This window comes from Photorhabdus africana, assembly GCF_035181445.1.
GTDB classification, from domain to species: Bacteria; Pseudomonadota; Gammaproteobacteria; order Enterobacterales; family Enterobacteriaceae; genus Photorhabdus; species Photorhabdus laumondii.
Window position 1 is genome coordinate 49,402 of sequence record NZ_JAXBVE010000025.1, and the last position, 25,250, is coordinate 74,651.

The 25,250-nt window shown below is 41.7% G+C and carries 20 protein-coding genes, 4 tRNA genes and 2 pseudogenes; 17 read left to right on the forward strand and 9 right to left on the reverse strand.

Annotation, left to right across the window (positions count from 1 at the left end; all coding sequences use genetic code 11):
- Window positions 1–193 precede the first annotated feature (193 nt).
- From thrP to SLS51_RS14780, 5 genes are all read left to right on the forward strand, one after another.
- The gene (gene thrP, locus SLS51_RS14760) at window positions 194–1,570 is read left to right on the forward strand and encodes a bifunctional threonine/serine APC transporter ThrP (protein WP_323839473.1); all 1,377 of its coding nucleotides are present in this window, start codon (window positions 194–196) and stop codon (window positions 1,568–1,570) included.
- A gap of 282 nt (window positions 1,571–1,852) precedes the next feature.
- Window positions 1,853–1,929: transfer RNA gene (locus SLS51_RS14765), tRNA-Arg, on the forward strand.
- 69 nt (window positions 1,930–1,998) lie between these two features.
- Window positions 1,999–2,074, forward strand: a tRNA-His gene (locus SLS51_RS14770).
- 15 nt (window positions 2,075–2,089) lie between these two features.
- Window positions 2,090–2,176, forward strand: a tRNA-Leu gene (locus tag SLS51_RS14775).
- Window positions 2,177–2,207: 31 nt separating this feature from the next.
- Window positions 2,208–2,284: transfer RNA gene (locus SLS51_RS14780), tRNA-Pro, on the forward strand.
- A gap of 271 nt (window positions 2,285–2,555) precedes the next feature.
- Here SLS51_RS14780 and SLS51_RS14785 read toward each other — a convergent pair.
- Complete coding sequence (locus SLS51_RS14785) at window positions 2,556–2,702, reverse strand: hypothetical protein (protein ID WP_323839474.1); 147 nt, start codon at window positions 2,700–2,702, stop codon at window positions 2,556–2,558.
- A 351-nt stretch (window positions 2,703–3,053) separates the two neighbouring features.
- On the opposite strand from SLS51_RS14785, the gene SLS51_RS14790 reads away from it, so the two are divergent.
- Window positions 3,054–3,356 (forward strand): NINE protein, encoded by a 303-nt coding sequence (locus tag SLS51_RS14790; protein WP_214087079.1) that lies wholly within the window; start codon window positions 3,054–3,056, stop codon window positions 3,354–3,356.
- Window positions 3,357–3,446: 90 nt separating this feature from the next.
- Here SLS51_RS14790 and hemY read toward each other — a convergent pair whose 3' ends face one another.
- From hemY to hemC, 4 genes are read right to left on the reverse strand one after another with little or no spacing between them, the layout of a single operon-like run.
- Window positions 3,447–4,679 carry a protoheme IX biogenesis protein HemY gene (gene hemY, locus SLS51_RS14795; protein WP_323839475.1) on the reverse strand — a complete coding sequence of 411 codons (1,233 nt, stop codon included), beginning with the start codon at window positions 4,677–4,679 and terminating at the stop codon, window positions 3,447–3,449.
- 3 nt (window positions 4,680–4,682) lie between these two features.
- Window positions 4,683–5,807, reverse strand: a complete 1,125-nt coding sequence (gene hemX / locus SLS51_RS14800) for a uroporphyrinogen-III C-methyltransferase (protein ID WP_323839476.1) — start codon at window positions 5,805–5,807, stop codon at window positions 4,683–4,685.
- A 20-nt stretch (window positions 5,808–5,827) separates the two neighbouring features.
- Window positions 5,828–6,568, reverse strand: a complete 741-nt coding sequence (gene hemD / locus SLS51_RS14805; RefSeq protein ID WP_323839477.1) for a uroporphyrinogen-III synthase — start codon at window positions 6,566–6,568, stop codon at window positions 5,828–5,830.
- Window positions 6,565–7,506: a hydroxymethylbilane synthase gene (hemC, locus tag SLS51_RS14810; RefSeq protein WP_323839478.1), complete on the reverse strand. Its 942-nt coding sequence runs from the start codon at window positions 7,504–7,506 to the stop codon at window positions 6,565–6,567. The genes hemD and hemC overlap by 4 nt, the downstream gene beginning before the upstream one ends.
- 596 nt (window positions 7,507–8,102) lie before the next feature.
- Here hemC and SLS51_RS14815 point away from each other — a divergent pair.
- The gene (locus tag SLS51_RS14815) at window positions 8,103–10,673 is read left to right on the forward strand and encodes a class I adenylate cyclase (protein ID WP_323839479.1); all 2,571 of its coding nucleotides are present in this window, start codon (window positions 8,103–8,105) and stop codon (window positions 10,671–10,673) included.
- Between the two features lie 40 nt (window positions 10,674–10,713).
- On the opposite strand, the gene SLS51_RS14820 is transcribed toward SLS51_RS14815, so the two are convergent.
- Together SLS51_RS14820 and SLS51_RS14825 are read right to left on the reverse strand one after the other, a co-directional pair.
- Window positions 10,714–11,907, reverse strand: coding sequence for an IS4 family transposase (locus tag SLS51_RS14820; protein WP_058588725.1), 1,194 nt, complete (start codon window positions 11,905–11,907; stop codon window positions 10,714–10,716).
- Between the two features lie 226 nt (window positions 11,908–12,133).
- Window positions 12,134–13,222: pseudogene (locus SLS51_RS14825) on the reverse strand (ISAs1 family transposase).
- A gap of 557 nt (window positions 13,223–13,779) precedes the next feature.
- On the opposite strand from SLS51_RS14825, the gene SLS51_RS14830 reads away from it, so the two are divergent.
- The 3 genes from SLS51_RS14830 (at window position 13,780) to SLS51_RS14840 (ending at window position 16,535) form a co-directional block, all read left to right on the forward strand.
- Complete coding sequence (locus SLS51_RS14830; protein ID WP_323839480.1) at window positions 13,780–15,033, forward strand: phosphatidylinositol-specific phospholipase C; 1,254 nt, start codon at window positions 13,780–13,782, stop codon at window positions 15,031–15,033.
- Window positions 15,034–15,135: 102 nt separating this feature from the next.
- A complete protein-coding gene (locus SLS51_RS14835) occupies window positions 15,136–15,687 on the forward strand; it encodes a hypothetical protein (RefSeq protein WP_323839481.1) in 552 nt (183 codons plus the stop codon).
- A 194-nt stretch (window positions 15,688–15,881) separates the two neighbouring features.
- Complete coding sequence (locus tag SLS51_RS14840) at window positions 15,882–16,535, forward strand: hypothetical protein (protein ID WP_058589141.1); 654 nt, start codon at window positions 15,882–15,884, stop codon at window positions 16,533–16,535.
- A 36-nt stretch (window positions 16,536–16,571) separates the two neighbouring features.
- Here the strand turns inward: SLS51_RS14840 and SLS51_RS14845 are convergent.
- Together SLS51_RS14845 and cyaY are read right to left on the reverse strand one after the other, a co-directional pair.
- Window positions 16,572–17,766: pseudogene (locus SLS51_RS14845) on the reverse strand (IS4 family transposase).
- 101 nt (window positions 17,767–17,867) lie between these two features.
- The gene (gene cyaY, locus SLS51_RS14850; RefSeq protein ID WP_011148713.1) at window positions 17,868–18,188 is read right to left on the reverse strand and encodes an iron donor protein CyaY; all 321 of its coding nucleotides are present in this window, start codon (window positions 18,186–18,188) and stop codon (window positions 17,868–17,870) included.
- A gap of 78 nt (window positions 18,189–18,266) precedes the next feature.
- On the opposite strand from cyaY, the gene lptM reads away from it, so the two are divergent.
- From lptM to corA, 7 genes are all read left to right on the forward strand, one after another.
- A complete protein-coding gene (lptM, locus tag SLS51_RS14855) occupies window positions 18,267–18,452 on the forward strand; it encodes an LPS translocon maturation chaperone LptM (RefSeq protein ID WP_011148712.1) in 186 nt (61 codons plus the stop codon).
- A 48-nt stretch (window positions 18,453–18,500) separates the two neighbouring features.
- Window positions 18,501–19,325, forward strand: coding sequence for a diaminopimelate epimerase (gene dapF, locus SLS51_RS14860; protein WP_323839482.1), 825 nt, complete (start codon window positions 18,501–18,503; stop codon window positions 19,323–19,325).
- A gap of 32 nt (window positions 19,326–19,357) precedes the next feature.
- Window positions 19,358–20,062 (forward strand): DUF484 domain-containing protein, encoded by a 705-nt coding sequence (locus SLS51_RS14865; RefSeq protein ID WP_323839483.1) that lies wholly within the window; start codon window positions 19,358–19,360, stop codon window positions 20,060–20,062.
- Window positions 20,062–20,970 carry a tyrosine recombinase XerC gene (xerC, locus tag SLS51_RS14870; protein WP_323839490.1) on the forward strand — a complete coding sequence of 303 codons (909 nt, stop codon included), beginning with the start codon at window positions 20,062–20,064 and terminating at the stop codon, window positions 20,968–20,970. The genes SLS51_RS14865 and xerC overlap by 1 nt, the downstream gene beginning before the upstream one ends.
- Window positions 20,970–21,686: a 5-amino-6-(5-phospho-D-ribitylamino)uracil phosphatase YigB gene (yigB, locus tag SLS51_RS14875; RefSeq protein ID WP_323839484.1), complete on the forward strand. Its 717-nt coding sequence runs from the start codon at window positions 20,970–20,972 to the stop codon at window positions 21,684–21,686. Before xerC ends, yigB begins: the two co-directional genes overlap by 1 nt.
- 66 nt (window positions 21,687–21,752) lie before the next feature.
- Window positions 21,753–23,915, forward strand: coding sequence for a DNA helicase II (uvrD, locus tag SLS51_RS14880; RefSeq protein WP_500690690.1), 2,163 nt, complete (start codon window positions 21,753–21,755; stop codon window positions 23,913–23,915).
- Window positions 23,916–24,010: 95 nt separating this feature from the next.
- Window positions 24,011–24,961, forward strand: a complete 951-nt coding sequence (corA, locus tag SLS51_RS14885; RefSeq protein ID WP_323839486.1) for a magnesium/cobalt transporter CorA — start codon at window positions 24,011–24,013, stop codon at window positions 24,959–24,961.
- Window positions 24,962–25,250 lie beyond the last annotated feature (289 nt).

Sequence of the window (25,250 nt, forward strand, 5' to 3'; positions counted from 1 at the left end):
TTATTCCACAATATTTATCTAACAGTTTGATCCTGCCAAATTTTCACTATTTATAGTTAATTATTGAATAATTTTTTATTCCACTCAGTGGAAAAACATGTTTTGATCCCTGACCTTTTTATGGCTGATCAACATCAGTCTTGTATGTTTTTATTATTACACATTACAACATATAACAATGGACAGGGAATTTATGGCAGATCAACAACATAGCTTGCAACGGGGTTTAGAAGCCCGTCATATAGAGCTGATCGCATTAGGCGGCACAATTGGTGTCGGTCTGTTTATGGGCTCGGCCAGTACACTGAAATGGGCTGGTCCTTCCGTTTTGCTGGCTTACATTATTGCCGGAATTTTTGTTTTTTTCATCATGCGATCGATGGGAGAAATGCTGTTTCTTGAACCTGTCACGGGTTCTTTCGCCTCTTTTGGACATAAATATCTCAGCCCATACTGGGGATGCCTCACCGCTTGGGGCTATTGGTTTATGTGGGTGGCGGTAGGGATATCAGAAATAACGGCTATCGGGGTTTATGCTGAGTTCTGGTTCCCTGGACTTCCTCAGTGGGTATCAGCATTGATTGCGGTGGCATTGGTTGCGGTGGCGAACCTTGCGGCAGTACGTCTTTATGGTGAGCTGGAATTTTGGTTTGCCATGATTAAGGTGACCACAATTATTGTCATGATCCTGATTGGCTTAGGATTGATATTTTTCGGTATTGGTAATCAATGGCAGCCTATTGGATTGGATAATCTGACTGCGAATGGTGGTTTCTTTGCGGGTGATTGGCAAGGGTTTCTGTTTGCACTCTGTATTGTGGTTGCATCTTATCAGGGGGTGGAGCTGGTTGGTATCACTGCGGGGGAAGCGAAGAACCCTCAGGTGACATTGAAAAAAGCGATTAACAATATTCTCTGGCGTATCCTGATTTTCTACGTGGGTGCGATCTTTATTGTAGTGACATTATTTCCATGGACAGAAGTGGGTTCTCAGGGCAGCCCGTTTGTCATGACATTTACCAAAGTAGGGATCACCTCAGCGGCTGCCGTGATTAACTTTGTTGTATTGACGGCTGCGCTTTCCGGTTGTAACAGTGGTATGTACAGTGGTGGGCGGATGCTTTATGCGTTGGCGCAAAACCATCAGCTACCTTCATCACTGACTAAATTGTCAAAAAATGGGGTACCGGTAGTTGGTATTGCTATCACAATCTTGTGTTTGATTGTGGGCTCTAGTTTGAATTATTTGATCCCAAATCCGCAGGCGGTTTTTGTTTATGTTTATAGTGCCAGTGTGTTACCTGGAATGGTACCGTGGTTTGTTATTCTGATGAGCCAATTGCGTTTTCGTCAGTATCATCAACAAGCACTGAAACAACATGGTTTTAAATCCATTTTGTTCCCTTATGTAAATTACCTGACATTAGCATTCTTATGTTGTGTGTTGATAGGGATGGCAATTAACCCGGATACTCGTTTCTCATTGCTGGTCGGTGGGGGATTTTTGTTGATAGTGTCGCTGATTTATTGGTTGGTGAAGCTTTTTAACGGTAAAAAACCAAAAGCCTGATATACCTTATGGGTTTCAAGATGCATCGCGGTGGCAAGGGAGTGAATCCTCGGGAGCATAGCAAACTATGTGACCGGGGTGAGCGAGTGCAGCCAACAAAGAAGCAACTTGAAAAATGACGGGTATAGATTGATTTACTGTCATGGTGGTAGTGAGTAGGGAAGTGAAGAGCTGGCTTTATCTACGAAATGAGCAAGGTGTAATCAAACGCATTATTTCTTTAAAAAAGCACTGGACAGTAGATTATTAAATCCGTACTATCCCCACCCGAAACGGCGTTAAGCGCCCGTAGCTCAGCTGGATAGAGCGCTGCCCTCCGGAGGCAGAGGTCTCAGGTTCGAATCCTGTCGGGCGCACCATTATTTGCGTGCAAGAGCTGCGGTGATGCATTACGCTGTTGGAGTATTTAGCAGTAAATAGTTGTTATGGTGGCTATAGCTCAGTTGGTAGAGCCCTGGATTGTGATTCCAGTTGTCGTGGGTTCGAGTCCCATTAGCCACCCCATCTTTTTTGTGACATGCGAGGGTGGCGGAATTGGTAGACGCGCTAGCTTCAGGTGTTAGTGTCCTTACGGACGTGGGGGTTCAAGTCCCCCCTTTCGCACCATAAAAAAGAGAAAAGAAAGAGTAGAAAATTTCGGCGAGTAGCGCAGCTTGGTAGCGCAACTGGTTTGGGACCAGTGGGTCGGAGGTTCGAATCCTCTCTCGCCGACCAAATTCTGAAAAACCCCGCAATGCGGGGTTTTTTGCATCGTATCCCTTTTTGTCCCCCTGACTTTTTGTTCCCTTTCCTAATCCATATACCTTCAAGTTGTGCTCTGTTGATTCAAATTTAGTGGATTATTTTTTTGAAAATAACTATTTGTTTTATATGAAAATTTTTTATTTTTTGTATTTTGACGACAATTGATATATTAGCTGTCTCAAATAAGAGACTTATAACAAATTGAATTATAATGAAAATAATAAATACCTTATGTTTTGTCTCAAATAAGAGACAGTGCATGAGGTGGATTTTGTGATGATTCGATTTGTTGTTGTAATAAATAGAGAAATAGCTGATGAAGCGAGGCAGCTTTCATTTGAATAAAAGTTGGCACACTAAATGCATTATTATAAACGTAGATGCTCATCCTATTTCTTATGATTGCGTATGCTTCATAAACCCAGGGATGATGCAGAGCCGATTATCGGTGCCTATTGTCCATGTCACAGATGAGTAAGATATAACCGTCTTTTCATCGCCGACCGGACTCAACGTTGAGTGAGGCACTATCCGTCTGTAGACCTGATTGTATTTGTACACCTATCTTTGTTTTTAAGGTAGGTGTTTTTTTATTTCTGAAAGGTATGTTTGGCAGGTTTATATACTGTTTAGGTATTACTGTCTAATATAAACAGAACTGAAAATATGATGGTTAGTTTTTTGGCTATAAAATTAATTGAGTTACTTCGTTCCTAAACTTATCTTAAGGGGAATATTGATGTCAAAAATGATTGGATGCTTTGGTTGTGGTCGAATGTTGCATGAGTCTGCACAATCATGTCCACATTGTGGCGCGATGATAAAGGCTTATTCTTCTGGTAGTAAAAACCGAATTGTTGCTGCACTGTTGGCGTTTTTTCTTGGTTACATTGGCGCTCATAAATTTTATCTGGGCAAAATCGGTATGGGGATTTTATATCTGCTATTTTGCTGGACATTAATCCCTGTACTTATCGCATTTATTGAATTTATTATTTATCTTTGCACTTCCGATGAAGATTTTGCCAAGAAGTATGGTTAGAAAAATGCCCCGTGTGGGGCATTTTTAATCAGCGGCATAAAAACTTGCTAATAAAGATGGCGATGGATGAGAGATCACGATGTTACAGTGTTAGTTGACACTATTGTTATTAACTAAATCACTCTTCACGACATTACTCTCACGTTTTAAAGTGAGTACTAATCCTTCGCGACGAACTTGTGCGGCCTCTTCTGGTTTACGTAGTTTATCCAATGCATCGGCTAACCAAGCATAATCATGTACATCAGGACGTTGAGCTAATGCGGTTTTAAAGTCTTTTACTGCTTTTTCCCATTCTCCGTGGCGCAAAGCAACTTGTCCAAGCGTACTGTTTAACAGAGAGGTCGAACCATGTTGTTTTAACTGATGATCCAACGCATTTTGTATCGGCTTTGGATCTTCGCTTTTTAAGCGTGGGATCAATAAGAGTAAACGTTCGTCGTATTGCCGTTTTAAACTTTCCAAGATGATCTTTTGTGCAGTTTCATGGTCATCACATTCAATTAAATGTTCGGATATTGCCACTTGTAACGCCACATCATGGCGAATTTTTCGGCTTTGATCGTGCCACCAACGTTTTAAGCCTTCGCTGCCTTGTTCTGCCATGTGCTGATTCATCAGACCGATATAGGCTTGCTGGCGCAATTTGTGAATTTGTAACTCATCATGTAGATGGATTTTTTCCATTACCGGTAGTATATCAATCAGTGATTGGTAAGCTCCTGACTTCATATAAGCCTGTTCAGCCAGGCGTAAAACTTCTGGATGGCGTGAAGCTTGATTTAATAGCTTGTCTACACCATGACGGGCGGCATGAATTTCACCTTGAGTAAGCTGAATACGTACACGGGTAATATCCACAGGCAACTGGTTATTATCTGCAACTTCTGCTGCGCGTTGTAAATATTGATTGGTACGAAATTCATCCCCGCGTTGTTGGGCTGCTTCAGCCGCCAGTAAGTAGTTAACTACAGGTTGTTCAGCATGGTCAGCATTACGGGTCAATAATTGCTCAACTTGTTTGAAATCGCCTTCTGCCAGTTTGATCAGCGCTGCTTTTGTTTGGGCATGGGCGCGGCTGCGTTTGCGTCCAAGGAACCAGCCACGGGTACGTGAGCCTGTGCGTATAACTCTGCGGTAGCACCAGCCAAGGAGGCAGAGTACCAGTTGTAAAAGAACAAATATAATGAACAGGCCGGTAACACTGGTTTCAATGTTGTAATTGTCAGTTTGAATCAGCACATATCCCTGATGGCCGGCAATTATCGGACCGAGCACAATACCAACAATGAGTACTACAAACAGTAATAGAACTTTCAGCATAGCTTAACCCTCCTGATTGGTTTCAGAAGATTGGGAAAGCAAGCTGCGAACCCGGGTTTGCATCAATTTTTCCAGTAAAGGCTGGCTTGAAAGTTGGTCTGGCGCAGTGATGGAAATAGGCTGCTGGCTTAGTGAATCAATTTCTTCCAGGAATGCTTTGGTATTGGGATCGTTGATATCAAAGTAAGCTCTAACCCAAGTTGAAACTGTTTCTAGTGACTGTTTAAAAACTTCACCTTGATGACGTGGTATTGCTTGGGCGGCAATCAACAGACGGGCTCGGATATTCTCTCGTAGATAGATATCTTGATTTGGTGCCAGTAAGGGCTCTGCTGCGGTATCCCGGCGGCGGATGGTAATGAAATTATCCATGAAACTCTTCCAGCTTTTGCTCAGATTTTGGTGCCATTCAGATAATGTACCGGTTAATTCATCATTATCTTCGTCCATTGGCGAACCATCGGTTGTATGGTCAGCCAGACGCAGGTTATCTACTTGGTTAGAAAGCTGATTAACTCGCAGGATAATGCCGTCAAAATCAATCTGACTAATGGCGGATAATGTACTGATGTCTTGTGTAATTGCCCGACGGATTTCAATCAAGCTTGGATCATTCATTTCAGCGAGACTGGCATCTGCATTTTTCAGCAAAGCAGCGGCGGTGACTATATCTTGATCATTCCATAATTTCCGGCCTGCCATTTTGACCAGAAAATCAGCTTGTGCCAGTAGCCAGCTTTTTACATCAGAGCTGGATAACGCAGAGATTTTGGCCTGTAACTCTTGTAGGCTATTACCTAGTTGATCATTTCGTGCGGAGAAATGGCTTAAAGTCTGTGATTGTTCTTTAAACAGCGCTTCAATATGCTGTTTATCCTGTGATTGCTGTTGTTTCAGTGATTCCAGTTGTTGGCGTAGCTCATGGTTCTCTGCACTCAGTAAATGGCTTTGTTGCTGTCCGTAATAATAAAGACCGCCGCCGATTGCCAGCATGATTGCAATAGCAATTATGTTTTTTAGCGTGCCAGAACGTTCTTGCTTTTGAGGTGCGGTTTCGAGCTGTTGCGAGTTTTCAACCGTAGTTCTTGTTTGTTCAACTATCTCGGCGGACTGTTTTTGCTCCGTCATAGTGGGCATCCCATGTCAGTTTATTCTAGTGCCTGAATTAAGGCGTCGTTATCTGCACTTTTTGCAACTTTAACATCCTGCCAGCCCAAATTTCGGGCGGCATGTGCAAGACGTTCGCTTACCACAATCAGGCGGCAATGCAATAACCACCTGTTTCGATCACTTTCGGGTATTAAGTTATATAACAGTTGCAGTATTTCGCCACTGGTTACAACTAAAGTTTGTACTCCATACTTTTGCCAGTGGGCACTGAATTCTGCTGCCGGGTAGTCTACGGGCTGGCGGAAATAACATTCACAATAGTCAACTGTGGCACCTCTTTCTGTCAGCGTCCGGGCAATAAGTTCACGTCCGCCATTTCCTCTGAGCAGCAAAGCTTGTTTATTTTCAACCTGATGTAGCGATGGTAGTTTTAGCAAGATTTCGCTGGTCTCACCCTCTGATGACCAGATAACATTCATACCCGTTAGTTGATGAAAAGCCAGAGCGGTTGATCTGCCGATAGCATAATAAATCAGCTTGTCGGGCCAGAACAGATTAATTTTATTTAACTGATCGTTTGCATAATAAACTGCATTTTTTGACAATAGAAATACCATATCACGGGTATTTAGAGGGTTAAGCTTCTCAGCTAGCTGTGGCAGCTCTGAACCTGGGTGAATATTGATTAAAGGTGCGCTGAAAGCTGTTTTTCCCGCAGCCTGTAACTTTTTGACTAGTTCCTCTCCGGCAGGAGCAGGGCGAGTCACCAGAATACTCATGTGGAGGGATTTCCTCGATAAACTTTGGTTAGAATTTCCCGTGCTCCCCGTTCCAACAACTCTTCTGCCAATTCAATCCCTGCCTGGCAGGCATCTTTTGGTAAAGCCGTTCTCTCACCGCGAATAATAACGCTACCATCAGGTGCGCCAACTAATGCTCGTAACCAGATTTTCCCGTCCTGCCAGATAGCATAGCTACCTATTGGTACTTGGCAGCCTCCTTCCAGCCGGGTATTCATCGCACGTTCGGCAAGAACACAAACTTCTGTATCATGGTGGTTTAATGGTGCTAACAGAGTTTGTGTTTGTTGGTCGTCGAGGCGGCATTCAATTCCTACCGCGCCTTGACCAACGGCAGGTAATGATTGTTCTGCCGTCAATGGCGTACGGATACGCTCATGCAGTTTTAACCTTTTCAATCCTGCGACGGCGAGGATGATCGCATCATAGTGACCATTATCCAACTTGTTCAGGCGGGTTCCAACATTACCCCGAAGGTCACGGACAATCAGATCAGGACGTAATTCACGGAGTTGACACTGGCGGCGTAAACTTGATGTGCCAATGATACTGCCTGTTGGCAATTCATCAAGAGAGTGATATTTCACAGAGACGAAAGCATCACGAGGATCATCACGTTCACAAATAGTGACCAGACCTAGCCCCTCAGGAAAAGAGATCGGGACATCTTTCATTGAATGGACGGCGATATCCGCTCGGCCTTCAAGCAGAGCTAATTCTAACTCTTTGACAAATAATCCTTTTCCTCCAATTTTTGCCAGAGGCGTGTCCAGAATGACATCGCCCTGGGTTACCATTGGAACCAGTTGAACTTCCAGATCTGGGTAATATTGTTGTAGTTTTTGCTGAACATACAACGCTTGCCACATAGCTAAAGGGCTTTGGCGGGTTGCGATACGGATGGTTTTAGTTGACATAGATGGTTGTATTTCTCGGGCTTTTCAGCCGTCATATAAATGAAAAAACATAACACTCGTTTTAACACTTCAGCCGTTTTTTTTCCAGTTAGGAGCTGAGAAGAAGAGATGCCGGTTATGTTAAAGTATAAAATAAATTTTAATTTTTAAATTATTTTGATATCGATAAAAATAGATTGATTTAATTATGAATTAACTTTTCCAGTAAATTATTTCTGTAATTAAAGAATCCCGAATGGAAAAAATCATTAATTAAAATATAGCCAACGGAGTCATTTTTATCGGGTTGGATAACAAGGTATTACGTGCATTAACTTGAAAAAATGGGCAGAGAAAATTTCTTTTGCATAATGAAGGTATAAACGGTATGGGTTTTTTGATTATTTCCATATATAACAATGTATTATTTGATTTTTCGTACGATAAGGCATCGAATTCAATTGCTTTACTGACTTTACGGTTTATCGACAAGGTGTTAAATTGATCACGTTTCCGGTAATAAATTGGTAAAAATCATTCTAAATAATTCCATCGAGCTATAACAGCCGGAAACGGGGGATTTATCTGGGCACTGGAACTCAATCGGGCGAGACGTCTTGTACCTTTATATCGAAACACTGAAGCAGAGACTGGATGCGATAAACCAACTCAGGTTAGAACGCGCCTCTACCGCCATGAGTGCGGAATTTAAACAGGTATACAGTTTACTGCCAGTATTATTGCACTATCATCATTCGATGATGCCAGGTTACATTAACGGTAATGTTCCCTATGGCGTATGTTTTTTCGTGCATGATGAAGCACAAAAATCTTATCTTAATGATTTAGAAAATAAATTAGATCACTTCATAGAACAGCCTGCTAATGGTGAACTTCCTATTACCGGTATTTACTCAATGGGCAGTACTTCATCAATCGGGCAGAGCGGTTGTTCTGATTTGGATATCTGGGTATGTCATCAGTCATGGCTTGATAATGATGAGCGCCTTTTGCTGCAACGTAAGTGTACGCTTATTGAGCAGTGGGCGGCAGCGCTTGGTATTGAAGTCAATTTTTTTCTTATTGATGAAAACCGCTTTCGCCATAATGCGAGTGGTAGCCTCGGTGGTGAGGACTGCGGTTCTACTCAGCATATTCTGTTACTTGATGAATTTTATCGTACCGCTGTACGTATGGCGGGTAAGCGTTTGTTATGGGAAATGGTGCCTGTAGAAGAAGAACGCCATTATGATGAATATGTTTTATCGCTTTATGCGCAAGGTGTTCTGACGCCAAATGAGTGGCTTGATCTCGGTGGATTGGGTGAACTATCTGCTGAAGAGTACTTTGGCGCTAGCTTATGGCAACTCTACAAAAGTATCGATTCCCCTTATAAAGCCGTATTAAAAAGCTTATTACTGGAAGCCTATTCCTGGGAATATCCCAATGGTAAGTTACTGGCAATGGAGATGAAACAGCGCCTACATGCGGGTGAAATAGTCTCCTTTGGCCTTGATGCATACAGCATGATGCTTGAGCGTGTTACTCGTTATCTGATAGAAATTAATGATACGACCCGTTTAGATCTAATACGTCGATGTTTTTATTTAAAAGTTTGTGAAAAGCTCTCTCTTAATCAAGATGATAAAGGTTGCATTGGCTGGCGACGCCAGGTTTTGACCCAACTGATCTATGAGTGGAAGTGGGATCCAGAACGGTTGAAAATTTTGGATAACCGCAACTCATGGAAAATTGAACAGGTTCGTGATGCGCATAATGAACTGCTCGATACCATGATGCAGAGCTATCGTAATCTTATCCGATTTGCCCGCCGTAATAATCTGAGTGTCAGTGCCAGTCCACAGGATATTGGTGTGCTGACGCGTAAACTTTATGCTGCATTTGAAGCATTGCCAGGGAAAGTAACGCTGGTTAATCCGCAAATTTCGCCAGATCTATCAGAGAAAAATTTAACATTTATTTATGTTCCTCAAGGGCGTGCAAACCGTAGCGGTTGGTATCTCTACAATCAGGCTCCGGCTATTGGATCGATCATTGGTCATCAACCTCTGGAATATAATCGTTATCTCAATAAACTGGTGTCGTGGACCTACTTTAACGGCTTGTTAACAAAAAAATCGTGTATCCATATTCATCATGGCGAAACTCAATGTGATGAGCTGAAGCTGCATGAATTGATTAATGATATTTCGACTCATTTTCCCATTCGTCTGCCATCACCGACACCGAAAGCACTCTATAGCCCGTGTGAAATTCGCCATTTGGCAATTATTGTCAATCTGGAGAAAGATCCGACCGCTGAGTTCTCCAATCAGGTTGTACATTTTGATTTCCGTAAGCTTGATGTATTCAGTTTTGGTGAATCGCAACAGTGTTTGGTGGAAAGCATTGACTTACTTTATCGTAATTCATGGAATGAAGTGAGGACCTTACACTTTAGTGGTGGGCAATCGGTGTTGGAAGCGTTGAAGACCATACTGGGCAAAATGCATCAAGATGCTGCGCCGCCAGCGGCGGTTGAAGTGTTCTGTTACAGTGAACATTTACGAGGGCTTATTCGAACTCGGATCCAGCAACTGGTATCTGAATGTATTGAATTACGTTTATCCAGCAATCGTCAGGACCCAGGTCGTTTTAAAGCATTGCGTATTGCCGGCCAGACTTGGGGGCTGTTCTTTGAACGTCTTAACGTATCTGTGCAGAAATTGGAAAATGCCGTGGAATTCTATGGGGCAATCTCTAATAACAAATTGCATGGGTTGCCGGTGAAAATTAATACCAAAGAGACACATTTACCCGCGGTGGTTGATGGCTTTGCCAGTGAGGGTATTATTCAATTTTTCTTCGAAAATACGCAAGATAATCAAAGTTTTAATATTTATATTCTGGATGAAACCAACCGGGTAGAAATTTATTCTCATTGCGAGGGAAGTAAGGAAGAATTGGTACGCGACGTCAGTCGGTTTTATTCTTCATCTCATGATCGGTTTACCTATGGATCAAGTTTTATCAACTTTAACTTGCCACAGTTTTATCAGATTGTGCAAATGAAAGGCCAGATTCAGGTGATTCCATTTAGTGGATCATCTTTTTCACATTTGTGTGTGGCTCATGATGGGGAAAATGAAGAGCAGCCAGAACTTTATCGTTCTGTGTCACATTACTGATTTACCCCGCGATGCGCTGAGGGATCCCCACAAATCGGTGTTAATAAACCAGCACCATGTTTCGGTAGACTCTTGTTAAGTGGTTAAGAGCATCATTCAGTGATATTGGCTTTAAAGTCAGTGGGGAGTGTCGTAAGACGTTCTCCGCTAACGTCAGGTATGAGATGACCCGCCGTGATTTGATACTGTTGGCCTGATATCTCAGATGTAATCCCTTATTCTCCACGTGATAACCAATCAGCCACAGGACGATGGTGCTCAGTGTTGCCAGTAAGCTCAGTTCCCACATTCTACCCGCAGAGCGACTGTGGCTGGCACGAAGACCAAATCCGAAACGCTCACTTTTTTCATCGCGGAAGTTTTGCTCTATCTGCATGCGACGACTGTATAACTTGATGATCTCCCGTGGCTTTAAATCATCTATACTACTGAAAATAAGCCAGGCTTCTTTTGCTGACTGCCGATACTCGTTGTCTGTTTTAGTATACATTGGCCTGCCTTTTGAACGTTTACTTTTCCGCCCTTTAGGTAATTTCTTGTCTGTATAAAAATGACCATTAATACGGTTTTTCTTTTCTTTGGCCAGCGTTCCCGCCCCCGTGTATTTCGGCGTTATTGTTCCGGGACAGTCAGAGATTTTCAGCCATATTTCAGGACTATCTGCCAGGTGAAATTGAACGTTATTCCTGATCCGCCCAATAAAATCCCAGCCCAATGAGGCAATATGTCGAAACCATGGACTCTTAAATCCTGCGTCTGTGACGATGATGACTCTGGCATCGGAAGAGACGGCTTTAGCGAGGGAATCAAGAAACTGATTTTGTATTAAGGTGTTATTTTGTTTTTCCGAGGATACAACCCAACTCAATAACGGCATTGCCCGACCGTCGCAAAGGAGGCTGGCACGAAGCACATGATACTCCTGCGATGGATAACCGCTCCAGTCCACAGCAATAACGCAAAGAGGCAACTGACGAGTTATCATGGCAGTAATATTATTAAAAATCGCAGGAATATCGTTGTGAAGAGCGGTGTTTCCTAACAGGCGATCAACCCTTTTTATCTTGTTTTTGACCTGAGCCTGTCCGGGCAAAAAACGTCCAATACTGGTTAGCGTAAGAGAAGCGCCATTAATCAAAGCCATAGTGGCATCGATTAATGTATTCTGGCGATATTTATGAAACGGTGCTAAGGCATCTTTGAAGAAGTTGTAACATACTTTACGTGCAGGCATAGCGGTGACCTTATTGACTTGGTGGAACAATCAGTAGATCACACAACGCTATGCCTGTCTATTTTCTGGGGATTCCTCAGCCTATCGGGGGATGGGCAAAAATAGCCAATATAGGGGTTTCGGGAGCAACGATCGAGGGTGTTCCCAAGGTTCAATTCTGTCGCCAATATTTACCTGCATCATGTGATAGGCGAATGGCAGGGCGGGATTCCACTTTGTATTTAATTTAATCAAAGATAAGTTGACTACGGAATTCCTCTGACCAAATGCTCTTCGACGTTTAGCCGCCTGACTGTCTTTTATACTGGTATTCTGTTTAATCACGCTTAATACAATTCGGTTAAAAAGCGCCATTTGTGCAGCCCCATCAGGATCTTTGAGTGAGATAGCATCTTCTCGAAAAGTGACATCTAATACCCAATGCAGCTCGTTTTCTACCGACCAGTGCCTTCTTATTGCCTTAGCCACGATTTCCGCCTCCAACGGTAGCGAGCTGACATACCAGCGTGAATCACGATGGGGAGGCTGGCCTTTTACGCTTCGTTCACTGACGACTTCAATAACACTTTGTATTGAAGGCCATTGCCGCCGAAGGACCTCCGGCAATACGGCACGAATTTGCATGACATGCCGAAATTCTGTCCGTCCATGACCGCTATTTTTCTGCGTAAATTCAACAAGCTCATCACTCTCATAATGCGAAGCAAAATACGATTTGACCCATTCATAGAGGGTCTTTTGATTGCCTTTAAGACCCACAATAAAATCACCGCCGCGCTGAGTAATTAACGCAAGGGTTTCTTTCTGGCAATGCAGGGCATCCATAGTGACAATCGCGCCATCAAGCGCCAGTAATTCAATCAATTGTCTGGCAACCGGACCTTCCTGACCTTTGCTTTCGGCTGCCTGATGGTATAGGGCTACACCGGATTCAACATCATAAGCACTGACCACATGCAGGGCTTCAAATAATGTCCCCTTACAGGTTCCTCTCAGGGTTTTTCCATCAATGGCGATAAGACTTTTTCCTGCCCTGACCCGAGATCCAGGCATAAAAGGCTTCAACCAGTGCATCTTGCTCTGTCATTTTGATAATATTAGCAATACAGTGACGACGAGGAATACCGTGAGTAAAATGCGTGTATTGTTTAAGCCACTCGCTCTGTAACTCACCAAATTCTTGAATCGATTTCCAGCCAGAAGCGCCGCATAATACAGCGGAGAAGGCTAAAAAAATCACATCCATTAATTCATGTTTTTTATTGATGTCAGAGCGAGGGTCTTCTATCTTGCTGATAAAATTAAAAATACTCATTATTAGGATCGCTTTTTTATGGAAGAGAGAGATCTTAACGTTTTAATGAGAGAAATGCCTATAAAAAGTCATATTCTGATTTTTATTTAACCAAAATAACCTTATTGAAAATATGAGATCTCACCCTGAGGCGAATGGTTTGATGAAATCAGCCGTTCACATATTCCAGGATAACTTTCTCTCTGTAGGATGTTGTAAGTAAATTATTTTTATCTTGTTCAGCAAAGATAATTCCGCTATACAGGAACCAATGTTTTTTCCCCACATGGAGTCATCCAAAAACATAAATTATTGACGTAATCTCCTGAGGAAAAATTACCTTTCAAAAGTTGGCAGTCTGCTGTTTTTTGACTAGACTTACCTATAGTGTAAAATAATATGACTTGTTTTTTGCAACCTATCAATGGGGCTGTTGTCAGGCCATATAAATTAAGTGATAATTCTTAATTAGTATCAATTCTAGACATATATTTTCATCATGAAGTTGTTTCTATAACAGAGATAAGCAGTTTAAATATCAGTGCTATTTTAAATAAAAAACCGTTGAGGTAGTAACTATGGGTATATTTTGGCGTAGTGTAACGATTACTCTAATAAATGATACCAACTGTAAACTGGAATTGAAACATGAAAAGTTGAATGAGGGCGACTGGAGTGATGGTCAAACACCACCACTACAAATAGAAAAAAATAATCAAGTAGTTTGGAAAAGTGAACAGAGAGAATATTTTGGAGGAACTAATGGTTTTGTGGAGTACAAAATAAATGTAGGGTCCGAAAATAAGGAAATAAAATTTTACTTATCTTGGGATAATCCCTTTTTCTTAGAAAACGGTTATGAATATAGAATAATAGGAGATTGTGAAGGTGAATTTGAGCTTTTATGTTCAGGAGGAAAAGGAAACGATGCAATTGTGGATTTCCATTTAACATCACCAGAAAATAAAATACGGCATCTATCATCTTGGATGTGTAAGATAAAAGATGGGACATCTATAAGCCATATATCAATTCCTGGCACACATAATTCTTGTGCACAATATGCCCCACACAATGAATATTTTAGAAATAAAACAATTTGTCAAGATAAGAGTATCGAATGGCAACTTTATAACGGAATTCGTTTTTTAGATATAAGATGTAAAGCTAAAGATGGAATTTTTGCTATACATCACTCAACAGTTTATCAAAAAATAAATTTTGGTGATGTTATTGATATATGTATTTCTTTTTTAAAAGAAAATCCATCAGAGACAATACTGATGAGAATAAAAAGGGAAGATATTAATTACCTTGAAAGTATAAATAGTGACCAGAAGAATAAGGAGATTAATGATAAGAGGAATAAAGAATTTTTAAATATATTTAATACTCATTATAAAAATTACCATCAGCATATGTACTTAGAAAATGCTATACCTCTTATAGAATGTGTTAGGGGTAAACTTGTAATTATATCTAATGTATCAACTCTTAAGGGGATTCCTTGGGATAATATAAAGGTTCAAGATAATTATAAAGCAAATGATGTTAAAGAAAAAAAAGGTGATATTGATAAACACATTAACGATGCAATTAGGTGTCACAAAGATCATAATACATTATTTATTAATTTTATAAATGTACAAGGGGAATTATTAAAATCTATAGGTGAATTTGCTTCTGAACTAAACTTACATTTACTTAATGTAATTAAAGAAAAACGAACTGGCATTAATTATGGATTAGGGATTTTCCCAATGGATTTTCCCAATCATACGAATGGTTTAATCAAAGAAATAATTGAGTTAAATTTTTTACACAACAAATAGTTTTTCTACTAAAATATGATAGAAATAAATAGTTACTATAGTAACGTTGTTAACACTATTAAACCACGCTTAGTTTTGTATACTTTAAATAGGAGTAATATTATGTCTGATACACATACAGTCAAAGTAAAAATCACTAATGAAACAACAAATAATATATTAAGTTATTTTGTTTTTCATACAAACAATGAAAATAAGAATTTATTTATTAGTGAAGAAATATTGGATAAAGGATCTAATGTAAATGAAAAACAAGATTTAAAGCATAGTACTGGTGGTGGCAAAGATGATAGTCACTGGGTGATTATGTGGATAGAGGACAATGGCAAGATGTTCATTACTTCTCCTAGCTCAAATAACTTTAGACCTATAATGGATCTGTTGAAAAAACATTCTGGTAAGTTATCTGAGCTGAAAGAAAATTACAAATCAAAACTAGCTCCATACGTTACTCCTGCAACTATAATAACTACAGCGTTATCTATTTCTTCAGTGAAATCAAAAGAAGACGAAATGGTAAAGCATAACCTAGAGACTAGTGATGATAAATCCACAATTGAAGTTAAATTACTAAAGATAGATGAAAAAAGGAAAGCTGAAATAATAAACCATGGGGGTTCTAAACATATAGAGGTTAATGAATTAACGTATTAAACAGTAATACATTCCTATTTTAACATGGATATTTATATGTTTCTGAACTGACCTAGAGTATTATCAATAAACTGGGCCAGTTCTTTCCGTTTGGTCAAATAAATTTACCCATAAATCAATGATGCCGACTTTCTTAAGATGTTTAATAGTACTATATTTAAAAGATCATTGAATTTAATACAATAGGAGATGCCATGTCAAAAGAAATTCAATTACCTTCCTCTACAGGAACAAGAGTTGATAATTGTGATACTAAATCATCACAGATCATAACTTGCGAATTTAAAGGTATAAATTACCAAGTTGGAGTTTATAATCCAGGATTTTGGAATATAGATGGAGACGAGAAATACAAGGAAGTAAATAATTGTTATGCCTATGCATGTAATATAAGAGTAAGGTCTGTTATCTCATCCACTGAACGTAATATGCCACAACCAGATTCTTGTTCGACTGGGAATAAAAAGCCAGAAGGTACTAAAGAATTTTTAGCTGGAATTAAAAAGGATGGATTAGTCTCCGTTCAAGATATAATTGATAGAAAGGCAATTGCTCCTGAAGGGAGTATAGAGCACCCAGTATGGCTTTGTGCTATGGTTTACGCAAGTACGTTAGACCATAGTGACAGTTCGTGGAGTTATCATTGCTATAGGCAAGTATGGGATGGAAATGATAAAAATACTGTTTTTTGGGCGCATAAAATGGGAGCTGGAAACGTAGAGCGTTTGGCTAAAGCTGTTAACATTGAAAAGTATAAAACTAAGGGGTTTGATAATTTTATTGGATATTACCTTGTCCCCCCCAGGGTTATGTTTTGCATAACTGAAACAATTAGAGTCGGGAGGTAAGCTATTCCGCTGCTGAAGGATCCCCACAAATCAGCGCTAATAAATCAAAACCATACTTTGGTAGATTTTGGCGAGATGCTTGAGGGTTTTATTAAGCACTATTTCAAATAATATTAGCGGGGAATGGCGTAAGAACATTCTCTGCTAATGTCAGATGAGAGATAACTCTTCTTGATTTAATACTATTTGCCTGATAATTAAGATGTATTCCTTTATTTTCGGCATAAAAACCAATCAGCCAAAGTACAACCGAACTCAGTGTAGCAAGTAGACTCAATACTGATAAACGACCAGCCCCGTGGCTATAACTTGCTCTAAGACCAAATCCAAAACGTTCACTCTTTTCATCCCTAAAATTTTGCTCTATTTGCATTCTTCGGCTGTAAATTTTCATCACCTGACGAGGTTTAAAATCATCCATACTAGTAAAAATAAGCCAAGGCTCCATTGCTGCCGAACGCCCATCTTTGACCTGAGATTTTCGCACCATTCGATATCGTGATTTTTTGAATTTTCTACCTTTATTCGGTCTTTTATGAAGATAAAAATAACCATCGCAACGTGCATATTCTGCTTTTGATAATGTACCAAACCCTAAAAACTGTGGGGTTGTAGTGGCTTTTAAAGCTTGCCGTTTAAACCAAAGCTCACCATATTTTTCAAGTCTTAGTTGAGTATTGCCTCGAATGCGTCCGACAAAATCCCAACCGAGCGTTTTTATATGTTTGAACCATGCATTTTGAAAACCTGCATCCGTAACAATAATTACTCTAGCTTTAGGGTTAACAGCACGCGCTAGCCTGTCAAGAAATGCATTTTGTATCGTTACATTTTGTTGTTCACATGAGGGAACTATTTGACTTAACAAAGGAATTGAGCGTCCATCGCAAATTAAACTCGCACGGAGCACATGGTGTTCTTGTGACGGATATCCACTCCAATCAACAGCAATGACACACAGCGACAGAGACTCAGTGAGCATTGAAATAATGTTGCGAAAGATATCAGGAATATCCCTATGAAGAGCTTCATTACCGAGTAGCCGGTCAATACGTTTAATTTTATGTTTGACGTGAGCGTTTCCGGGTAAAAAGCGCCCAATGCTGGTTAACGTAAGAGAAGCACCATTAATCAAAGCGATAGTGGCATCGATTAATGCATTCTGACGATATTTATGAAATGGTGATAAAGCATCTTTAAAGAAGTTATGACATACTTCACGTACAGGCATAGCAGTGACCTTATTGACTTGGTGGAACAATCAGTAGATCACATAACGCTATGCCTGTCTATTTTCTGGGGATTCCTCAGCGCGATGCGGGGTAGGTTCAATTATGGGAAACTGAACTGTTCGCCACTTTGTTCGGTGATGGCGTATGCTAGCATGGTTAAAAAATTGTCCCCGCTGCGGTCACAAATCCACTGACCTTCTTTGTAGTCAAAATGATAACCACCGCCTTTTGTTGCCAGCCAGATTTGATGGAAAGGTTCCTGGCGATTGATAATAATTTTGCTGTCATTATCAAAGCTCAGGGTCATGACACCGCCATTGGTTTCACAGTCGATATCAGCATTGCCATCATAATTATCTAACTGCCCTTCGATATAAAGTATCAGTTGGTCAGCTAACTGGTGAAATTCACTGTCGTTCATCTTCATTTCCTATTTGCTTTTCGAGGTCTAACTGCGATTATAGAGAATATTGACGTATGAATTACAGGCATTAATGCAATGAAGAAAAAATTACGTGGATTTCTGGCTATCATAACCTTATTTGTACTTTCCGGCTGCGGACTGAAAGGTCCTCTCTATTTTCCTCCAGAACAACCATCGACCGAGAAGGCGACAACTGCATCTCAGATTCCCGCGAATACTGAGCAGCAAGGGCAGCAAGTGGATAGTACCTCTCAGAAATAAGCGAGATAAGCCGATAGTCAGTCGCTACGGTTTACGGTGGAGCATGATATGCAGTTCTCCAAAATGCATGGTCTGGGTAATGACTTTATGGTCGTTGATGCTGTGACCCAAAATGTTTATTTCTCACCAGAGCTGATCTGCCGTTTGGCAAATAGACATACTGGTGTGGGCTTCGATCAATTATTAATTGTTGAAGCACCTTATGATCCGGATATGGATTTTCACTATCGTATTTTTAATGCTGACGGCAGTGAAGTTGCACAGTGTGGCAATGGAGCGCGTTGTTTTGCCCGTTTTGTCCGCCTTAAAGGATTAATTAATAAGCGTGATATTAAAGTCAGCACGCAATCGGGACGGATGGTGTTGAGTATCACCAATGATGATCAGGTTTGCGTTAATATGGGGGAACCTGAATTTGAGCCGCATCATGTGCCATTTCGTGCGTTAAGGGCGGAAAAAACCTATATTTTACGGGTAGCAGAGAGAACCGTTCTTTGTGGTGTTGTCTCTATGGGGAATCCTCATTGTGTGATTCAAGTGCCAGACGTGGAAACGGCCGAAGTAGACATTTTGGGGCCAGCTTTGGAAAGCCACGAAAGATTTCCTGAACGGGCGAATATTGGTTTCATGCAAATTTTAAACCGTGGTCATATTCGCTTACGGGTTTATGAACGTGGTGTTGGGGAAACCCAAGCTTGTGGCAGTGGTGCTTGTGCAGCGGTAGCAGTAGGTATTCAGCAGCAATTGCTCGACAATCATGTTCGGGTAGATTTGCCGGGAGGTTCACTGTTTATCTGTTGGGATGGGCCGGGAAAACCGCTCTATATGACGGGACCGGCGATGCACGTTTATGATGGCACAATTCATCTGTAATCGATTCTGTTTTGAGCTGCGGGGCATCGGAGATGGAGAAAAAAGAAGAGCAGTTAAGCATCAATGACATACTTGATGATCAGACTGTTGTGGATTATTTATTGGAAAACCCCAATTTCTTTATCCGTAATGCATATGTCGTCGAACAGATGCGGGTTCCTCACCCGGTGAGAGAAACGATTTCTTTGGTTGAATGGTATATGAGCCGCCAGAGAACGCGGATTGCTTATCTAGAAGAAGATATAACTCTGCTCATGGAGCAGGCGAGAGTGAACGAACAACTGTTTGAGCAGTTGCTTAAATTACTTGTTAATTTGGTTGCGGCAGAGAGTTTGCAAGATATGCTTAGTCGGTTAAGTTTATGGGCTAAGAATATGGGACTAAATAGTGCCAGTATCCGTCTTTTCAGTGATAAATGGCATATTGGTGCACCACTTGATGCGCCTGATTTAGCGCTTTCTCGCAATGCTTTTGAACCAATCCGTATTCAGCGTTTTGGTAATAAAAACCACTATCTCGGTATGCTAAATGGGTCGGAAATTCTATTGTTATTGCCGCAAGTTCGGCAGGTCGGTTCGGTTGCCGTCTCTCTATTGGGAACGAGGGGCGAACTGGGTATGGTGATATTTAACAGTCGGAATCATCAACATTATCAAGAAGGCATGGGAACTGACATGCTTGAGCATCTGGCTAAGTTATTGCCGGATATATTGTCTCGTTGGATTAAACGCATATGATGCAGGAAATTGACCCGTTACTGGAGCCGATTGAGGCATTTTTGCGCTATCTCAGGGTAGAGCGTCGGTTAAGTCCCGTGACTATCACCCATTATCGTCGCCATCTTGCTACATTGGCTGAGATGGTTTTAGAAATGGGTGTCAGCCAATGGCAAGATCTTGATCCCGCGAAAGTGAGAATGTTGGTAACACGTAGTCGTCGGGCTGGTTTGCAGTCAGCTAACTTGGCGTTGCGTTTATCTTCCTTGCGCAGTTTTCTTGATTGGCAGGTGATTCAAGGAGAAATTTCCGTTAATCCGAGTAAAACCGTCAGCACGCCGGGAACCAAGCGTCATTTGCCGAAAAATATCGATGTGGATGAAGTGAACCAACTGCTGAATATCAATTTTAATGATCCATTATCGGTGCGTGACCGGACGATGTTGGAAGTGATGTATGGTGCTGGATTACGTTTGTCGGAGTTGGTGGGCCTTGATTGCCAGCATCTGGATCTTGAAAGTGGAGAAGTATGGGTTTCAGGTAAAGGCAGTAAAGAGCGGAAGGTGCCTTTGGGACATACCGCGGTTGAATGGCTTAATCGTTGGTTGGCGATGCGGGAACGATTCGAGCCGGAGGATAATGCTGTTTTTGTCTCAAAAAGTGGGCGGCGGATATCAACCCGTAATGTACAAAAACGGTTTGCGCAGTGGGGAATACGCCAGGGAATGAGCAGTCATATTCATCCTCATAAATTGCGTCACTCTTTTGCCACTCATATTCTGGAATCCAGTGGTGATTTGCGCGCAGTTCAGGAATTACTTGGTCATGCCAGCTTATCCTCCACACAAATCTATACTCATTTGGATTTCCAGCATTTGGCAAAAGTGTATGATGTCGCCCATCCCAGAGCCAAACGGGGGAAATCGTAATGCGTTTTTACCGGCCTCTTGCGCCAGTGTTAGCGATGACATTTGATCTGGATGATACGCTGTATGATAATCATCCAGTCATGGATAAGGCAGAAGAGGAAGTCCTGAATTTTGTGCGGCGGTATGATCCTAGGTTCAGTCATCTTCATCATCAGGATCTATGTGCTTTCCGGGAATTGACACTTGAGCAGCATCCTGAAATTTATCATGACATGACTTTATGGCGCTGGCACTCCTCAAAGTTGATGTTTTGCCATTATGGTTTTAGCCGTGAAGATGCTGATCGGGGGGCAGATGATGTCATGGCGCATTTCACACTTTGGCGTAATCGAATTGATATTCCTGAATCAACACATAAAACTCTGGCGGCACTTGCTGAACAGATGCCACTGGTAGCCATTACTAATGGCAATGCAGAACCTGCCGCCTGTGGTCTTGCCCCTTATTTTAAATTTGTGCTGCAAGCTGGCCCTGATGGACGCGCAAAACCTTGCAGCGATATGTACTGTTTGGCCGCGGATCGTCTGGGTTTAGCGCTTGGGCAAATCTTACATGTCGGTGATGACTTGAATACTGATGTGGCAGGGGCGCTGAGTAGTGGTATGCAAGCTTGCTGGATGAATACTAAGAATAAAAAATTATTGCAGACGATGGAAAGCCGCCTACTGCCTCACATTGAGATTTACGATTTGGCTTCTTTGACAGCATTGATATAATCAAGAAATTATTCTGTATAAAAACACAGCAACCTCTGGGCGCTGTCTAATCAATTGATGGTAACTATGGACGTCTCCTATCTGCTCGAAAGTCTGAATGACAAACAACGGGAAGCTGTAGCTGCTCCGCGGACTAATATGTTGGTATTAGCTGGCGCGGGGAGCGGTAAAACCCGGGTTCTGGTACACCGAATTGCTTGGTTGTTGTCGGTGGAGAAGGCTTCGCCATTTTCCATTATGGCCGTGACCTTCACCAATAAAGCGGCTGCGGAGATGCGTCATCGGATTGAAAACTTGATCGGTACCAGTCAAGGTGGAATGTGGATTGGTACGTTTCACGGTTTGGCTCATCGTTTATTACGAGCCCATCATCTGGATGCTAATTTGCCACAGGATTTTCAGATTCTTGACAGTGAAGATCAAAATCGCCTGCTTAAACGCATTATCAAAGCGATGAATCTGGATGATAAACAATGGCCGGCTCGTCAAGGCATGTGGTACATCAATGGTAAAAAAGATGAAGGATTGCGGCCGCAGCATATTGAAAGTTATGGCAACCCTGTTGAGGCGACATGGCAGAAAATTTATCAGGCTTACCAAGAGGCTTGTGATCGGGCCGGGCTAGTGGATTTTGCCGAGCTTTTACTGCGAGCGCATGAGTTGTGGCTGAATAAACCTCAGATCCTGCAACATTACCGTGGCCGCTTTACTAATATTCTAGTGGATGAGTTTCAGGACACTAACAGTATTCAATATGCTTGGATTCATCTGTTGGCAGGAGAAACAGGCAAAGTGATGATTGTTGGGGATGATGATCAATCTATTTATGGTTGGCGTGGGGCTCAAGTCGAGAATATTCAGCGTTTTCTGAAAGATTTTTCCGGTGCTGAAACTATCCGTTTGGAACAGAATTACCGTTCCACCAGTAATATTCTGAAAGTTGCCAATACACTGATTGCCAATAACAGTGATCGTCTGGGTAAAAATCTGTGGACTGATGGTGTAGAGGGTGAGCCCATCGCCCTTTATTGTGCATTTAATGAACTGGATGAAGCCCGTTATGTGGTCAGCCGGATAAAAAACTGGCTTGAAAATGGTGGTGCCTTGAAAAACTGTGCCATACTTTACCGCAGCAACGCTCAGTCCCGTGTACTGGAAGAGGCGCTGTTACAAGCATCAATGCCATACCGTATTTATGGTGGTCAGCGATTCTTTGAACGTCAGGAAATTAAAGATGCACTGGCTTACCTGCGTTTGATCGCCAATCGTCATGATGATGCGGCGTTTGAACGTGTAGTGAATACGCCTACCCGTGGTATTGGTGACAGAACATTAGATATTGTGCGCCAAGCGGCGCGTGAACGGCAGCAAACATTGTGGGATTGTTGTCAGATATTGCTGCAAGAGAAAGTGTTGGCTGGGCGTGCCGCTGCTTCCTTACAGCGTTTTATTGAACTAATTGACGCATTATCGACAGAAACTGAAGATATGCCATTGCATGTTCAGACTGACAGGATTATCCGTGATTCTGGCCTGCGAGCAATGTATCAGCAGGAAAAAGGTGAAAAAGCGCAGGCGCGTATTGAAAACCTTGAAGAACTTGTCACGGCGACTCGCCAGTTTAGCTATCAGGAAGAGGATGAAGATCTTACGCCATTGCAGGCGTTTCTTTCCCATGCTGCGCTGGAATCGGGAGAAGGGCAGGCTGATGCCTATCAGGATTCGGTGCAACTGATGACATTACATTCGGCTAAGGGACTGGAATTCCCACAGGTATTTATTGTTGGCATGGAAGAAGGCATGTTCCCAAGCCAGATGTCGATTGAAGAAGGTGGACGTTTGGAAGAGGAGCGTCGCTTGGCTTATGTAGGTCTGACACGTGCAATGGAAAAGCTGACCATCACTTATGCCGAAAGTCGTCGTTTATATGGCAAAGAGGTTTATCATCGGCCATCTCGTTTTATTGGGGAACTGCCGTCAGAATGTATTGAAGAAGTTCGGTTACGTGCGACAGTATCTCGTCCAGTTAGCCATAGTCGGTTAGGTACACCAATTAGCGCCAATGATAGCGGTTATGCTCTTGGGCAACGTGTTCGTCATCCTAAATTTGGTGAAGGAACCATTGTCAATATGGAGGGGAGTGGTGAACATAGCCGATTGCAAATCGCGTTTCAAGGGGAAGGGATTAAGTGGCTGGTTGCTGCTTATGCCAGACTTGAAATGGTCTGAAAATAATATCCAGGTTGAATGTTGACAGGCTTTTTCTTCTAAGCGTAACATTCGCGCCTTACGATCACGTAGGGAGTAAAGGAGACTTATGATACATGCTGAGCGCATTTAAGTTAGAGAATAATCGCCTGCTCCGTCTTGAGTTTGAAGAGGGAGAAAAGTTATCTGATTCCTTATGGGTAGATTTGGTTGAACCGGCAGAGCAAGACAGGCTGCAAGTTCAAAATGAATTGGGCCAAATTCTGGCCACCCGACCGGAACTGGATGACATTGAGGCGTCGGCGCGTTTTTTTGAAGATGAAGACGGGATACACGTCCACTCATTTTTTTACTTTGAAGACGCGGAAGACCATGCTGGCAACGCAACAGTTGCATTTACTATTCGTGATGGTCGTCTCTATACGTTGCGAGAGCGGGAGCTCCCTGCGTTTCGATTGTATCGTATGCGTGCTCGTAATCAGACATTAGTTGATGGTAATGCTTATGAAGTGCTGATGGATCTGTTTGAAACCAAGATCGAACAGTTAGCTGATGTTATCGAAAATATTTACAGCGTACTGGAATCCCTGAGCCGAGTCATTATGGAAGGGAAACAGGGTGATGAGTTTGATATTGCCTTGTCTAGTCTTGCTGAACAGGAAGATATTAGCTGGAAGGTTCGCTTATGTCTTATGGATACTCAGCGTGCGCTTAACTTCTTGGTGCGGCGTGCCCGTTTGCCGGGGGATCAACTGGAGCAGGCTCGTGAAATCTTGCGGGATATTGAATCACTGTTGCCACATAATGAATCTTTGTTTCAGAAAGTTAATTTCTTGATGCAGGCGGCGATGGGTTTTATCAATATTGAACAGAGCCGAATTATCAAAATCTTCTCGGTTGTTTCTGTGGTATTCCTGCCGCCAACGCTGGTGGCTTCCAGTTATGGTATGAACTTTGAGTTTATGCCGGAGTTACACTGGACATTTGGTTATCCGGGCGCAATTGGTTTAATGATTGCTGCCGGTCTTGCACCGTATCTCTATTTTAAGCGGAAGAATTGGCTTTAATATATGACCGCCGTAATAGTTTTATTATGGCGGTCATAATAGAGATATAAAAATAATACGTTAATACGTTAATACGTTAATGGTTTAATAATATTTTTGTGCAGTATTGGGCTTTATTATTTTTTTAAAATAGTGATTATTAAGTGGAAACAATCTTAACATTATTATAGAATGCTTAAATGCTTAAATGCTTAAATGCTTAAATGCTTAAATGCTTAAATGCTTAAATGCTTAAATGCTTAAATGCTTAAATGCTTAAATGCTTAAATGCTTAAATGCTTAAATGCTT

Bases quoted from the DNA above. Each gene is read 5' to 3' on its own strand.
- thrP (WP_323839473.1), top strand. From the start codon at position 194: ATGGCAGATCAACAACATAGCTTGCAACGGGGTTTAGAAGCCCGTCAT.
- SLS51_RS14785 (WP_323839474.1), bottom strand. From the start codon at position 2,702: ATGAGCATCTACGTTTATAATAATGCATTTAGTGTGCCAACTTTTATT.
- SLS51_RS14790 (WP_214087079.1), top strand. From the start codon at position 3,054: ATGTCAAAAATGATTGGATGCTTTGGTTGTGGTCGAATGTTGCATGAG.
- hemY (WP_323839475.1), bottom strand. From the start codon at position 4,679: ATGCTGAAAGTTCTATTACTGTTTGTAGTACTCATTGTTGGTATTGTG.
- hemX (WP_323839476.1), bottom strand. From the start codon at position 5,807: ATGACGGAGCAAAAACAGTCCGCCGAGATAGTTGAACAAACAAGAACT.
- hemD (WP_323839477.1), bottom strand. From the start codon at position 6,568: ATGAGTATTCTGGTGACTCGCCCTGCTCCTGCCGGAGAGGAACTAGTC.
- hemC (WP_323839478.1), bottom strand. From the start codon at position 7,506: ATGTCAACTAAAACCATCCGTATCGCAACCCGCCAAAGCCCTTTAGCT.
- SLS51_RS14820 (WP_058588725.1), bottom strand. From the start codon at position 11,907: ATGCCTGCACGTAAAGTATGTTACAACTTCTTCAAAGATGCCTTAGCA.
- SLS51_RS14830 (WP_323839480.1), top strand. From the start codon at position 13,780: ATGGGTATATTTTGGCGTAGTGTAACGATTACTCTAATAAATGATACC.
- SLS51_RS14835 (WP_323839481.1), top strand. From the start codon at position 15,136: ATGTCTGATACACATACAGTCAAAGTAAAAATCACTAATGAAACAACA.
- SLS51_RS14840 (WP_058589141.1), top strand. From the start codon at position 15,882: ATGTCAAAAGAAATTCAATTACCTTCCTCTACAGGAACAAGAGTTGAT.
- cyaY (WP_011148713.1), bottom strand. From the start codon at position 18,188: ATGAACGACAGTGAATTTCACCAGTTAGCTGACCAACTGATACTTTAT.
- lptM (WP_011148712.1), top strand. From the start codon at position 18,267: ATGAAGAAAAAATTACGTGGATTTCTGGCTATCATAACCTTATTTGTA.
- dapF (WP_323839482.1), top strand. From the start codon at position 18,501: ATGCAGTTCTCCAAAATGCATGGTCTGGGTAATGACTTTATGGTCGTT.
- SLS51_RS14865 (WP_323839483.1), top strand. From the start codon at position 19,358: ATGGAGAAAAAAGAAGAGCAGTTAAGCATCAATGACATACTTGATGAT.
- xerC (WP_323839490.1), top strand. From the start codon at position 20,062: ATGCAGGAAATTGACCCGTTACTGGAGCCGATTGAGGCATTTTTGCGC.
- yigB (WP_323839484.1), top strand. From the start codon at position 20,970: ATGCGTTTTTACCGGCCTCTTGCGCCAGTGTTAGCGATGACATTTGAT.
- uvrD (WP_500690690.1), top strand. From the start codon at position 21,753: ATGGACGTCTCCTATCTGCTCGAAAGTCTGAATGACAAACAACGGGAA.
- corA (WP_323839486.1), top strand. From the start codon at position 24,011: ATGCTGAGCGCATTTAAGTTAGAGAATAATCGCCTGCTCCGTCTTGAG.